This is a genomic window from Gordonia sp. L191, assembly GCF_030077625.1.
In the GTDB taxonomy this organism is placed as follows: domain Bacteria; phylum Actinomycetota; class Actinomycetes; order Mycobacteriales; family Mycobacteriaceae; genus Gordonia; species Gordonia polyisoprenivorans_A.
The window spans coordinates 3,698,430-3,711,981 of sequence record NZ_CP125996.1; the positions used below are offsets into that span (position 1 = coordinate 3,698,430).

General features: G+C 66.9%; 12 protein-coding genes. 4 read left to right on the forward strand and 8 right to left on the reverse strand.

The window, feature by feature from the left end; all coding sequences use genetic code 11:
* Positions 1 to 14: 14 nt before the first annotated feature.
* Both QNM97_RS16730 and QNM97_RS16735 read left to right on the forward strand, forming a co-directional pair.
* A complete protein-coding gene (locus QNM97_RS16730) occupies positions 15 to 761 on the forward strand; it encodes an ABC transporter permease (protein ID WP_208796041.1) in 747 nt (248 codons plus the stop codon).
* Positions 761 to 1,765 (forward strand): glycine betaine ABC transporter substrate-binding protein, encoded by a 1,005-nt coding sequence (locus tag QNM97_RS16735; RefSeq protein WP_208795089.1) that lies wholly within the window; start codon positions 761 to 763, stop codon positions 1,763 to 1,765. Before QNM97_RS16730 ends, QNM97_RS16735 begins: the two co-directional genes overlap by 1 nt.
* A gap of 12 nt (positions 1,766 to 1,777) precedes the next feature.
* Here the strand turns inward: QNM97_RS16735 and QNM97_RS16740 are convergent, their stop codons facing one another.
* Positions 1,778 to 2,455 carry a TetR/AcrR family transcriptional regulator gene (locus QNM97_RS16740; RefSeq protein ID WP_283819467.1) on the reverse strand — a complete coding sequence of 226 codons (678 nt, stop codon included), beginning with the start codon at positions 2,453 to 2,455 and terminating at the stop codon, positions 1,778 to 1,780.
* 99 nt (positions 2,456 to 2,554) lie between these two features.
* On the opposite strand from QNM97_RS16740, the gene QNM97_RS16745 reads away from it, so the two are divergent.
* Together QNM97_RS16745 and QNM97_RS16750 are read left to right on the forward strand one after the other, a co-directional pair.
* Positions 2,555 to 4,078 carry an MFS transporter gene (locus QNM97_RS16745; RefSeq protein WP_283819468.1) on the forward strand — a complete coding sequence of 508 codons (1,524 nt, stop codon included), beginning with the start codon at positions 2,555 to 2,557 and terminating at the stop codon, positions 4,076 to 4,078.
* Between the two features lie 331 nt (positions 4,079 to 4,409).
* Complete coding sequence (locus QNM97_RS16750; protein WP_283819469.1) at positions 4,410 to 5,552, forward strand: serine/threonine protein kinase; 1,143 nt, start codon at positions 4,410 to 4,412, stop codon at positions 5,550 to 5,552.
* Between the two features lie 28 nt (positions 5,553 to 5,580).
* On the opposite strand, the gene QNM97_RS16755 is transcribed toward QNM97_RS16750, so the two are convergent.
* From QNM97_RS16755 to QNM97_RS16785, 7 genes are all read right to left on the reverse strand, one after another.
* A complete protein-coding gene (locus tag QNM97_RS16755; protein ID WP_283819470.1) occupies positions 5,581 to 5,865 on the reverse strand; it encodes a hypothetical protein in 285 nt (94 codons plus the stop codon).
* 159 nt (positions 5,866 to 6,024) lie between these two features.
* Complete coding sequence (locus QNM97_RS16760; RefSeq protein WP_283819471.1) at positions 6,025 to 6,471, reverse strand: SRPBCC family protein; 447 nt, start codon at positions 6,469 to 6,471, stop codon at positions 6,025 to 6,027.
* Between the two features lie 77 nt (positions 6,472 to 6,548).
* Positions 6,549 to 7,217: an O-methyltransferase gene (locus tag QNM97_RS16765; protein WP_283819472.1), complete on the reverse strand. Its 669-nt coding sequence runs from the start codon at positions 7,215 to 7,217 to the stop codon at positions 6,549 to 6,551.
* A 67-nt stretch (positions 7,218 to 7,284) separates the two neighbouring features.
* Positions 7,285 to 9,921 (reverse strand): ABC transporter ATP-binding protein/permease, encoded by a 2,637-nt coding sequence (locus tag QNM97_RS16770; protein ID WP_283819473.1) that lies wholly within the window; start codon positions 9,919 to 9,921, stop codon positions 7,285 to 7,287.
* The gene (locus QNM97_RS16775; RefSeq protein ID WP_283819474.1) at positions 9,918 to 10,883 is read right to left on the reverse strand and encodes an ABC transporter permease; all 966 of its coding nucleotides are present in this window, start codon (positions 10,881 to 10,883) and stop codon (positions 9,918 to 9,920) included. Before QNM97_RS16775 ends, QNM97_RS16770 begins: the two co-directional genes overlap by 4 nt.
* Positions 10,880 to 12,487 carry an ABC transporter substrate-binding protein gene (locus QNM97_RS16780; protein WP_283819475.1) on the reverse strand — a complete coding sequence of 536 codons (1,608 nt, stop codon included), beginning with the start codon at positions 12,485 to 12,487 and terminating at the stop codon, positions 10,880 to 10,882. Before QNM97_RS16780 ends, QNM97_RS16775 begins: the two co-directional genes overlap by 4 nt.
* A gap of 122 nt (positions 12,488 to 12,609) precedes the next feature.
* A complete protein-coding gene (locus QNM97_RS16785) occupies positions 12,610 to 13,500 on the reverse strand; it encodes a LysR family transcriptional regulator (RefSeq protein WP_283819476.1) in 891 nt (296 codons plus the stop codon).
* Between the last annotated feature and the right edge of the window lie 52 nt (positions 13,501 to 13,552).

Here is a 13,552-nt window from a genome sequence, read left to right on the forward strand (position 1 = left end):
AGCGGCCCGGTGCGATGAGTTCGGCGCTGCAACGGTTTCGGCGGTTCCCGATGGACGTGTGGCTGGAGCCGCTGCTCATCGTCGTCATCGGCGCCGGCTACATCATCTGGTATCAGTCCACGACCTTCACCGAGACCGAGAGCGCCGCGCTGTCGTGGTCGACTCTGCAGACCACGATCCTCGACCACATCAAACTGACCCTGGTGGCGACCGTGATCGTGGTGGTCATCGCGATCCCCCTGGGCATCCTGCTGACCCGCCCGTCGATGCGCTGGCTCAACCCGATCGCGGTGAACATCGCCAATATCGGTCAGGCCGCCCCGGCGGTGGGCCTGCTGGTGCTGTTCACCTTCTGGCTCGGGACCGGATTCCGCACTGCGGTGGTCGGTTTGGTGGTGTACGCGATCCTGCCGATCCTGCAGAACACCATCGTCGGTCTGCAACAGGTGGACCGCCGCACGATCGAGGCCTCGCGCGGCATCGGCATGTCCGCGGTCCGCACGCTCGTGCTCGTCGAACTGCCGCTGGCCGTGCCGGTGATCCTCAACGGTGTGCGCACGGCGCTGGTCATCCTGGTCGGTACCGCGACCCTGAGTACCTTCATCGGCGCCACCAGCCTGGGGACACTCATCACCACCGGCATCACGTTGTTCTTGCCGAAACTGCTGATCTCCGGGGCGATCCTGGTGGGTCTGCTGGCCCTGACCATCGATTGGCTCGGCCGGCTCGTCGAGCTGGTGGCCACACCGCGAGGGATCTGATGTCGACCCTGATTCGTTCGAACCGCCCCGGACGCCGCCCGCTGTCGGCGGTGCTGATCCTTGCCGTCAGCGTCCTGGTGATCGCCGGATGCGGATTGGTCAGCTCGTCGGGCACCTTCCACAAGTCCGCACTGCCCGACGGCAAGACGCCACTCGCCGGGGCCGAGATCACGGTCACGTCCAAGAATTTCACCGAGAGCATCCTGCTGGGCAAGATCGCCGCCACCTACCTCGCGGCGGCCGGCGCCGACGTCACCGACCTCACCAACGCACCCGGATCGGCGTCGAGCCGCCAGGCGATGCTCAACGGCGCAGCGGATCTGGCGTGGGAGTACACCGGCACCGCGTGGGTGACCTACCTGCACGAGACCAAGGTCATCCCCGACCCCCAGCAGTTGTGGCAGCAGGTCCACGACGTCGAACTCGCCCAGAACCATCTGGTGTGGTTACCGCCTGCGAATTTCAACGACACCTACGCGTTCGCGGCGTCGTCGTCGACGGCCAAGCGGCTCAACGTCACCACGATGTCGGACATCGCCCGCTTGCCCGTCGATCAGCGCACCTTCTGCGTCAACGACGAATTCTTCTCGCGCCCAGACGGTTTCCTGCCCATGCTCAAGACCTACGACATGCCCTACGACGCCCCCAACGGGGTTCCTTCGGGCAACGTCACGCAGATGGATTCCGGCGTGGTCTACACCTCCACCGCCAAGAGTTCGCCGTGCAATTTCGGCATGGTGTACACCACCGACGGCCGCATCAAGAACCTCGACCTCAAGGTGCTCGTCGACGACAAGAAGTACTTCCTGCCCTACAGCGGAACCGTCGTGGTCCGTGAATCCGTCCTGAAGGCGCATCCGGAGATCGCGCCGCTGATGGCCACGATCTCGGAGCGTCTGACCGACGAACTCATGCAGGAGCTCAACGGCCGCGTCGACATCGACGGTCAGGATCCGTCCGACGTCGCCTACGACTGGCTCAAGAGCGAGAAACTCATCACATAGTCGCCCGGGTCCTCACCGTCCGGCCTTGTGCGCCTTCTGCATCTCGCGGATCTGCTCCGGGGTCATCGGTGGCGCACCGAGCGTGGTGCGGGACGGTTCGGCGCTGACGGCGTCGAGGATGAGGTCAAGGTAGCGACGCCAGGTGCCCGGCGCGCACTGCTCGGTGACTTCGGAGACCGCCTTGAGCATGGTGAACAGCGCGTAAAAATCGGTGGGGGCCAGATCCGGCCGGAGCACACCCGTGGCCATCGCCCGGTCGAAGATCTTCTCGATGCGCTCGGACAGGGTGGCCTTGAGGGCTTCGATCTCGGGATTGCTGTGGTCGATCGTCATGATGATCGCGGCGAGACCCCGATCCTCCGACATCACCTGGCACATCCAGGTCATCAATCCCACCACGGCATTCCACGGGTCCTCGTCGTCGATCGCCTCGCCGGTCCGGGCGACCACCGATTTCAGGTGTTCCAGGAAAACGCCGAACACCAGGTCGTCCCGATTGGCGAAGCGCCGGTACACGGTGCCCACCCCGACGCCGGCGGCCTCGGCGACGTCGTCGAGCGACACGTCGAGTCCGCGCTCGGCGAAGAGCCCTCGTGCCGCGGAGATGATCCGCAGCCGGTTGCGTTCGGCGTCCGCGCGCAGCGGCTTTCCCGACGAAGCGGACGTATCCGACGCAGATGCAGTGGTCATGGTCACAGATTAGCAAACGGAGGAATCATCTCCAGTTGAGTGCCGTTGTCACCCAGGTAACCGGAGGCAGGTCCTCCACCTAGTCCACAGGGAGTCCCCATGACAACAACTCTCGAGAAGTCCGGAGACGGCGAACTCGCGGTTCCCGCCGAGTCGGCAGCCGACCGGCACCATCGCCTGCGGTGGGTCATCCTCGGCGTGCTCGGCCTCGCCCAGCTGATGGTGGTGCTCGACGCGACCATCGTCAACATCGCTCTGCCGCACGCACAAACCGCCCTGCAGTTCGGCGACGCCGACCGGCAATGGGTCGTCACCGCCTATGCCCTCGCCTTCGGCAGCCTGCTGCTGCTCGGCGGCCGCCTCTCCGACCTGCTGGGCAGGCGGACCACCTTCATCACCGGCCTCGTCGGGTTCGCGGTGATGTCGGCGGTCGGCGGTGCCGCGGTCAACTTCGACATGCTCGTCGCCGCACGTGCCGGTCAGGGTGTGTTCGGCGCACTGCTGGCCCCGGCCGCTCTGTCGCTGCTCACCACGACGTTCACCGATCCGTCCGAGCGCGGCAAGGCCTTCGGCATCTTCGGAGCGATCGCCGGTGGCGGTGGTGCCCTGGGCCTGCTGCTCGGCGGCATGCTCACCGAGTGGGCCGACTGGCGCTGGTGCCTCTACGTCAATCTGGTGATCGCCGCGATCGCCCTGGTCGGCGCCGTCCTGTTCATCGGTCCGCATCGGGCCGAGGTCCGGCCCAAGCTGGATCTCCCCGGCGTCGTCACGGTATCGGCCGCCCTGTTCTCCATCGTGTACGGCTTCTCCAACGCCGAGACCAACGGCTGGAACGACTGGGCGACCATCACCTGGCTGGTGGCCGGCGCCGCCCTGCTGACCCTGTTCGTGTGGCTGCAGTCGCGCACCCCGCACGCCCTGCTCCCGCTGCGCGTGATCCTCGACCGCACTCGCGGTGGCTCCTACCTCGCGGTGTTCATCGTCGGTATCGGGATGTTCGGCATCTTCCTGTTCCTCACCTACTACCTGCAGCAGAACCTGCAGTTCAGCCCGGTCCGCACCGGCCTGGCGTTCCTGCCGATGATCGGCGCCCTGATCGTCACCGCGACGACCTCGACCGCGGTGCTGCTGCCCCGCTTCGGCCCGCGCTGGTTGATGACCATCGGTTTGTCGATCGCGGCGGTCGGCATGGTGTTCCTCACCCAGCTCGACGACTCGAGCACCTATGCGGCCAATATCCTGCCCGGCCTGCTGATCATGGGCGTCGGCCTCGGCGCCTCGATGGCACCGGCCATGCAGGGCGCGATCTCGGGCGTCTCACCCGAGGACGCGGGCGTCGCGTCGGCCACGGTCAACACCATGCAGCAGGTCGGCGGTTCGGTGGGCACAGCCCTGCTGAGCACCATCGCCTCGAGTGCCGCAGCGTCCTATGCGACGTCACATGCCGCACACGCAACGAGCGTCGAGCAGCTCAAGATGATGGCCGCCGTGCACTCCTACACCGTGGCCTTCTGGGTGGCGGCCGGCGTGTTCGCGCTCGGCGCGCTGATCGCCGCGTTCGTCATCCGCAGCGGACCGCTGCCGGTGACCGAGGGTGACGAGGTCATGGTGGCCGCCCACTAGCGGGAGCGTGTCGAGCCGCGGCGGCTCGATGACCCCCGTCCACACCCGGCCCGGTCCCCCATCTGGGGTGACCGGGCCGTCTGTATGACCGACCCCGCGTTCCCGCACGGATTCGGCCGGTGTGATCGACGGGTCTCGACGAATGATGTTGGCGCCCTGCGACTTCGGAGCTGATTGGAGAACCGGCCGACACACCCGGAACGGCGGCGGGGGCGCTGGTTGCGCGAGTCCTGCCCGCGGCCGTGACACCGAACGGGTAGCGTACCGCGAGAAGACGTCCCGCCGGAACGAATCCGCTCGGCGCCCGGGCGAGCAGGAGGACCACCGCAGCATGCACGACCCCGCCGACCGCAGCGGCTCCGTTCTGGGTGACTACACCCTGCAACGGTTGCTGGGCCGTGGCGCCATGGGCGAGGTCTACGAGGCCCGCGACTCCCGTCGCGGGCGCACCGTCGCATTGAAGCTGCTGTCTCCGCAGTTCGCCGGTGACGCACTATTCCGCGAGCGGTTCCTGCGCGAATCGCGGATGGCGGCGCAATTGAGCGATCCCCACGTGATCCCCATCCACGACTGGGGCGAGATCGACGGATTCCTGTTCCTGGACATGCGAATCGTGGCCGGCGGGGGCGATCTGCGCAAGCTCCTGGCGGCGGGCCCGCTGGCACCCGACCGCGCCGTGTCGATCATCGAGCAGATCGCCCACGCACTCGACACCGCGCATGCCGCCGGGCTCGTGCACCGCGACGTCAAACCCGACAACATCCTCATCGACACCAACGATTTCGCCTACCTCGTCGATTTCGGGTTGGCCCAGACCACCACCGATCCGCGGCTCACCGACACCGGCGCGGCCGTCGGATCGTTTGCCTACATGGCACCGGAACGCTTCGGTGCGGGCAACATCGCGACACCGGCCACCGACATCTACGCGCTGACCTGTGTTCTCGTCGAATGCCTCACCGGCTCGGCACCTTTCGGTGCCGGCGACCTCCAGGTGCTCGTCGCCGCACACCTCAACTCGCCGCCGCCGATCCTGCACAGCCCGTTCGACGCCGTCGTCGCACGCGGCATGGCGAAGAATCCCGCCGAGCGGTTCGTCACCGCAGGCGAACTGGCGCACGCCGCCACCGACGCCCTGGAGGGACGGATCGTGGCGGCACCGCCGATACCCTCGGCGCCGTCGATGCCGAATCCACCGGCGGCGGTGAACCCGCACCTCACCATCGGCCGACAACTGCCGCCGGTCACCTACATCCCGCCGGTGGGCACCGCGACCGGCGCACCGCAAATGGGTGTACCGCAGATGGGGGCACCTCAGGTGAGCTTTCCGGTTGGGCCGCAGCCGGTTCCGCATCCGCAGGCTCGGGTGTCACCGCAGCAGGGCACCGGCACCCGTGTGGCCGTAATCGTGGGCGCGGTGGTCTTCCTCGCCGTCATCGTGATCGTCGTGGCACTACTGGTCGCGCTGACCTGACCGGGCGGGATCGCCTGCGGCGAGTACGTCAGTAGAGCGACTTCACGCCACCACAGTTGGCCGGGTACACCGCTGCGGTGCCGAACGGCGGCACCACCGCGAACGACGGATACTGGATTCCGTTGGGGCACTGGTAGGTACCGAACCCGATGCCGATCTGATCACCGTAGTTGTGGCAGATCTGACCGGCGCAGTGGATGTTCGGAGCGGCATCGGCCTGGCCGGTTCCGGCAGCGAGAGCGGCTCCCGCCGAGAGCATCGCCCCGATACCGATACCCGAGAGCGTGCGCACCATCGTCCGTCGAGCAGCCATGACTTCCTCCCCGGGCGGGGCCCCTCCCCGACCACAGCGCCAGACTGCCACAGATGTTCGTGATGTTCAATCGGCGATGGCGGCTATCGCACCAGACTATTGTGCGCGCCCGTTGCGGGTGATGTTGTGCCCGGGTTGCGGGCACAATATCACCCGGAATCATTCGACGAGTGCGGCGAGCCGATCGATCGACGCCCGCAGTCGTTCGGGCGTCGTCGCCCGGGCACGCTCCATGCGTACCGGGTCGTCGAGTTCGGTCCAGTCGTAGGTGTGGGTCACCCGAACCGACGCGTCGTCGATCGGCTCGATCTCCCACCGCCACAGGTGGCCAGGGCTCGGCTTGCCCGGCTCGTTGGGCTTCCACGCGATGAGGCGGTTGTCGTCGAACTCGACGATCCGGTTCTCGCGAACCTGCCCGTTGGTCAGGCGCATCGAGAACACGTCACCCACGCCGTGGATGCGTGTGCCGTCGACGAGTTCGGCGAGGTTGTCGTTGCCGTCCCAGTCCGGCTGCCGCGCGGGGTCGGCGATCAACCCGAAAACCGTTGCGGCGTCGGCCTGGATGTCGCGGGACGCGGAGCGGATGCGATCGTCTGCGGAGGTCACCGGTCGAGCCTAGCGTGGCGGCCGCGCTGGCAACACCGCTTCGATGGCGCTGACCTCGCCGTGCCGTGAAGATCGGGTCAGAGTCGACAACTGAGTTCGACGGTGTCGTCGTGCTTGGCGGGTAGCCCGACGCCGACGTAGTCGCCGGAGTTGCGGACACGATCGAGGTAGGTCGCCGACTCGGCGTGGGAGGTGTTGTCCGCCAGGATCATCGCGCCCGGCGCCAGCTTCGGCTCGAGGAGATCGAGGACCGGGACGTAGGGGTCCTTCCAGCCGTCGAGGAGGACGAACCCGATCGGCCCGGACACCGATTCGAGCGTGTCGCGGGCGTCGCCGGCCAGGATGGTGATCAGATCGGCGAGTTGCGCGTCGGCGAAGGTCTCCTCGGCGGCCGAGACCTTCTTGGCACTGAGTTCGGTGGTGTAGAGATGTCCGGCCGCTGCCGGGTCGGCCAGGGCGTTGTCGCGCAGCGCCGCGGCGAGAAAGAGCGCCGAGATGCCGTAGGACATACCGAACTCCACCACGACTGCCGGGCGCGCCGAGCGGATCAGCGAGTACGCCAGGATGCCCGTGTCCCGTGCGATCGCCATGTAGCGGTCCTCGGCGGCGTCGGCTTTCGCCTGCGGCGAGAGCTCGGCGGGCGGACGCGCGGATCGCGGACCCGACGGCCGCCCGCCCAATGCGGCCTGCTCGTAGAGTCGGTCGAGAATTGCGGAGACAGGTGCGCTGGTCAACGTCGAGGTCATGAGTTCACGGTAGGCACCGAACCTGAACGTGTCCGCGTCTCTCCGTCAGCACCTTCCCGGCCGATTCTCAGGCGCGCTGCGGTGTCTCCGGCGGGATCGCCGCGAGCAGCGTGCGGGTGTACTCGGTTTCGGGATCGTGCAGAATCTGCGACGCCGGGCCGTGTTCGACGACGCGACCGTCCTGCATCACCGCCACCGTGTCGCTGATCTGCTCGACGACGGCGAGGTCGTGCGCGATGAACAGGTAGGTCAGATTCTTCTCCCGCTGCAGTTGCGCCAGGAGATCGAGTACCGCCGACTGCACCGACACGTCGAGGGAGGCGGTGGATTCGTCGAGGATCAGCAGCTGCGGGTCGGAGGCGAGAGCCCTTGCCAGACACACTCGTTGGCGCTGCCCGCCGGACATCTCGTGCGGGTAGCGACGCAGGAACGAGGAGTCGAGGCTGACGTCGGCGAGGAGTTGTTCGGCACGCGTACGCAGCGCTTCACGCCCGGACACGAGTCCGTGTGTGCGCAGCGGCTCGGCGATCGAGGCCAGCGCGGTCATTCGCGGATCGAGCGAGGCACCCGGGTCCTGGAACACCATCGCCACCTGCCGGCGCAGAAGCGCGGCGTCGGCGCCGCGGACCCCGACGGCGTCGATCCTACGTCCGTCGACGTCGACCTCGATGCTGCCGCGCACGGTGGTGCCCGCACCACTGGTGACGAGTCCGCTGAGCACGCCCGCGATCGTGGATTTGCCCGACCCGGATTCGCCGACGATGCCCAGTGTGGTGCCGGCGGTGACCGCGACATCGACATCCCGTACCGCGTGCAGGGTTTCGCGTCCGGTACTTCGTCGCACCGTGAAGTCCACCCCGAGCCCGCGGACCGCGACGATCGGCGATTCCTCGGCCACCATCGCCGATTCGGGTTCGGCGCGGTCGGCGACCCGGCTGAGCAGCGGTCGCGAATCCAGCAGTGTGCGGGTGTAGTCGTTACGCGGGTGCGCGAAGACCTCGGTGACCGAGCCGCTTTCGATCACTGCGCCCGACCGCATCACGATGACGCGGTCGGCGATCCGGCCGATGACACCGAGATCGTGGCTGATCCACACCACCGCCATTCCGCGCTCTCGCTGCAGGTCGGCGACGAGATCGATGATCTGGGCCTGGGTGGTGACGTCGAGGGCGGTGGTCGCCTCGTCGGCGATGAGGACGTCGGGGTCGCAGGCCAGCGCCACCGCGATCATCACGCGCTGACGCTGTCCGCCCGACAACTGGTGCGGATAGGACCGCAGCCGCGTTTCCGGGTCGGGTAGGTGCACATCCCGCAGGAGTTTCAGCGCACGCTCGCGGGCCGCCGCCCGGCTGAGACCGAGGTGACGTCGGGGCCCCTCGGTCAGTTGTTCTTCGATGGTCAGCAGCGGATTGAGACTCGACGACGGGTCCTGGAACACGAATCCCACACGCGCGCCGTGCACCGACCGCAGGACCGCGTCGGAGGCGCCGATCACTTCGGTGTCGCCGATGCGCGCGCTACCGGTGATGTGGGCACTCGGCGCGTCGAACAGGCCCGTGGCCGAGAGCACCGACAAGGACTTGCCCGATCCGGATTCGCCGACGATGCCCAGGGTTTCGCCCTTGGCGACGCTGAATCCGACGCCGTGCACGATCTCCCTGGGGCCCACCCCGACGACGAGGTCGGTGACGGCCAGTACCTGGGCGGACCCGGCATCCTGAAGGCCCGGGTCGGCCGTGTTCGAGTCGTGTCGGCGACCGGCCGGTGGCGACGCGGGTGATACGGCCGTGCGGCGACGCGATCGCCGAGAGCCGCGGTTGCGCAACAGCGTTCGCTGCCGTGGGTCGAGGACGTCGCGCACACCGTCGCCGATGAGGTTGAACGCGAACACCGTCAACAGGATCGCCAACCCGGGGAAGACCCCCATCCACCAGGCGCTGGTGATGAATCCCTGGGCATCGAAGAGCATTCGGCCCCACGATGGTTCGGGCGGCTGCACCCCCAACCCGAGGAACGACAGTGCTGCCTCGGAGAGGATCGCGAACGCCAGCGAGATCGACGTCTGCACCACGACCGGGCCCGAGATGTTGGGCAGCACATGGGAGAACAGGGTGCGCGAGGTCGAGACCCCCATCGTCGTCGCCGCGGCGACGTACTGCGTCTGTCGCACGCGAAGGGTGTCGGCGCGCGCGACCCGCGCGAAGATCGGGATGTAGACGATGCCGATCGCCACCATCGCCGAGGTGACGCCCGGCCCGAGGATCGCGACGATCGCGAGCGCGAGCAGCATCACCGGGAAAGAGAACATCACGTCGACGATCCGCATCAGGACGGTGTCGACCACACCGCCGGCGAATCCGGAGAACATGCCGAGAACGACTCCGACGATCAGTGAGATGGCCACGGCGACAACGGCTACCCGCATGCTGACCGATGCGGCGAGAACCACTCGGGAGAACACGTCGCGGCCGAGGTCGTCGGTGCCGAACAAGTGTGACCAACTCGGTGCGGACAACGCGTCGGGCACGTTGATGTCGTTGGCGCCGTACGGCGCGATCAGCGGGCCGAAGATCGCGCACACGATGACCACCACGAGCACGATCACCCCCGCCACCGAGGCGCGATTACGCAAGAACAATCGCCACGCCGAATCCGTCGACACCGCTGTTCCGGCCGGGGCGGCCGTGGGCTCGGTCAGGGTCATGAGAGCCGAATCCTCGGGTCGATGATGGCGTAGAGCACGTCGACGACGAGATTGACGATCAAGAAGATCGCCGCGATCAACAGGATGGCGCCCTGCAGCATCGGGTAGTCGCGGGCGGCGACGGAGTCGTAGACGAGTTTGCCCAACCCCGGCCAGGCGAAGACCACCTCCACCACGATCACGCCGCCGAGCAGCGCCGCGAGTTGGATGCCCGAGATGGTCAGCACCGGCACCAGCGCGTTGCGGCCGATGTGAGCGACCAGGATTCGGCGGCGACTGAGTCCCTTGGATTGCGCGGTGACGACGAAGGATGCGTTGGCCGCCTCGAGCACCGCCGTGCGTACATACCGGGTCATGATGGCGCCGGTGACGGCCCCGACGGTGATCGCCGGCAACACGATGTGTTCGAGCCACGGCACCGGTCCCGCCGACAACGGGCGATAGCCTGCCGACGGCAGCCATCCCAGTGCGGTCGAGAAGACGGCGATGAGCAGGATGCCCATCCAGAAGTCGGGGACGGAGATGCCGAACTGCGACAGGACGCGAATACTATTGTCGGCCATCCGTCCTTCGCGCATCGCCGCCCACGTGCCCAGCGGGATCGAGATCACCAGCGCCACGACGATGGCCGACAGGGCGAGCGCGATCGTGGCCGGCAGTCGTTGCAGCAGTGTGGTGGTCACCGGTTCGTTGTCACGAAAGCTCACGCCGAGATCGCCGGTGAACACGTTGCCGATGTAGTGGACGAGTTGGGTGAATGCGGGCTGATCGAGACCCGAGGCGTGCCGCAGGGCGTCATAGGCCTGCGGGGTGTACCGGGTGCCCAACGCGATGCGCACCGGGTCGCCGGGCACCACCTGGATCAGCAAGAACACCACGATGATCACCCCGAGCAGGACGATCGCCGAGTAGAGCAGGCGCAGCAGGATGAAACGTACGAGGGGCCAACCGAATCCGTTCATTGTCCGCGGCTCCTGTCCAGGCGCGCGTCGCGGAGGCGGATGGCCTTGTCCGAGCGCACCGTGTAGTCGAGTAATGCCGTGGTGTAGGCCTGGGTGGCCGACGGATTGTAGAGGTAGAGGTAGCTGACGTCGTCGGCGATGCGGGTGGCGGCGTCGGCGTAGATCGACTTGCGCCGGGTGACGTCGAGTTCGGTGCGCCCGGCGTCGAGGAGGCGATCGACCGCCGGGTTGGAGTACTTTTGGGAATTCGACGTGCCGCCCGTGTGGTGTTGGGCGTAGTAATAGTCGTCGGGGTCGATGTTGCCCAGCCACCCGAGGAGCAGCGCGTCGAACTTGCCCTGGGATTGCCTGTCGAGCCACACCCCGAAGTCGAGTTGTTCGATGGTCACGTCGATTCCGACGTCGGCGAGATTGGACGCGACGACCTGGGCGGCGGTGACGGTTTCGGGGTATTCGGTGGTGACCATCAGGCCCATGGGCAGTGAGCGGTGGCCGGCAGCTCTGAGCAACCCGCGCGCCTTGTCCAGGGCCGCATCGCGTGTCAGGCCTGCGGTGTAGCGGTCGTATTCGGTGAACCACGGACTCGTCTTGGGGATGGCAAGCTGGTTGGGGGTGGCGGTGCCGTAGCCGACGACCTGCGCTATCGACGGCCGGTCGATGGCGTAGGCGACCGCCTGCCGAATCCTGGTGTCGCCGAACGGTGCCTTCGCGAAGTTCATGGTCACATACCAGTAGTCGTTGGCGACCACCGTGCCGACGGTGAGCGCGTCGTCGTTGCGCAGGATGCCGATCTGTTGTGCGGGAATGGAATCGGTCCAGTCGACCTCGCCGGAGCGTACGGCCGAGACCGCGGTGGTGCCCTGGGAGATGAAACTGAAGGCGACCCCGTCCACGTGCGGACCGCCGGACCAGTGTCCGGGACGAGCCTTGAGGACCAGCGATGTTCCGGGCGAGCCGGATTCGTAGGCGAAGGGGCCGGTGCCGATCGGGCGGGTGGTGATCTCCCCGGATTCCACATTGCGGCGGTTCACGATCGCCATGCCCTTGAACCCGCCGATGTTGGCGAGCAGGTTCGGGCTCGGCGATGTGGTGGTGAGGACGACGGTCTGGGCATCGGGTGCCTCGACGGTGGCGACGTTTTCCAATCGCCATGAGCTGGAGAGCTGTTGGTCGATGATCCGGCGATAGGAGTACACCACGTCGTTGGCGGTCAGCGGATCACCGTTGTGGAACTGCACCCCGGGCCGCAGGGTGAACGTCCATCGGGTGGCGTCCGGGCTGACCTCCCAACGCTGGGCGAGGGCGGGCACCATCTGCAGTTGCTCGTTCGGCTCGACGAGGGTGTCGAAGACGTTCTCGAGGATTTCGAAGGAGAAATACGAGCTGGTCTTGTGCGGGTCGAGCTGATCGGGCTCCCCTGCGATGGCCGCGCGAATGGTGTTGGGCGAGTCCGCCAATCCCGAACCGGCGCTCGGGGCACACGCCGACAGAGCTGACGCCCCAACCACTCCCATGCCCGCAGCAGCCGACAACGACAAGAACCGGCGCCTGCTCACCGGGGACGCGAACGCCGATGACCTGCACTGTTGGTGCGCATCGGCCATGCGGCACATTCCCTCCCGCGCCCGTCGGGCGCCCGTGGTCAGTGTTTCGCAGTCTGCCCGCCGTCGCCCGACTTGGCAACCCAACGCATTTCGTATCGTGAGACGACAACCCGGTAGCCGCACTAGAGCGGGGTGGATCGAAGTGCTTCGCGCAGGAAGTCATGCAGCGTCGTCGTCACTGCGGTCTCGCCGGCCGCACCCACCACGAGTGCGATATCTCGCTTAATTCGCCCAATAGGCGCGATCTCGACCATTCCGGCACCGGCCATACCCCGCGGCAGCAATGAGATGCCCAGGCCGCGTGAGACCAGCTCGACGATCGAGGAGAACTCGGTGATCTCGATCGCGACCTGCGGTTCGAACCCTGCGGCCCGACAGGTCTCTTCGGTCATTCGTCGCAGGTGGTAACTCGGCGGGTTGGCAATGAAGGTCTCTGCACTGAGCGCGCTGATGCGCAGGCGTTGGTGATGAGCCAGCCGATGATCGTCGGGAACGACGATCACGATGCTCTGGCGGCCGATCAGTCTGTGCGGCAACTTCTCCGGTGGCGGAATCACCACCGCGAGATCGAGTTCTCCGGACTGCAGATCGTCCACCAGCGCCTGACCGTGCGCCTGTTTGAGATGCAGGTGCACACCGGGGTGCCGTCGACGAAACGCGGCAAGGATCTCGGGCATCGAGCCCGCCCCCAACGTCAGCGGGTAGCCGAAACGCACCGTCCCGGTGTCGGCATCAGCCGCCGATACCGTGTCGGCCAACACCCCGGCGAGTTCACGGAGTATCGGCCGCATCCTGGTGGCGAGTTCGCGTGCGCGCGGGGTCATCGCGACAGTCCGCCCCTCTCGAACAACCAGCTCCATGCCGAGTTCCCGCTCGAGAGCGTGGATTCGACGGCTCATTGATGACTGCGGGATTCCCAGCGACGCCGCTGCGCGCGTCATGTGTCCGGCCTGCGCGTCGAGTTCGTCGAGCGCCCGAAGGAAGGGCGCGAGCGCCTCGACCAATTCATCCATATTCGGATCATATCGTCCCAAACAATCATTGGACGCATCGATTACCTGCGGC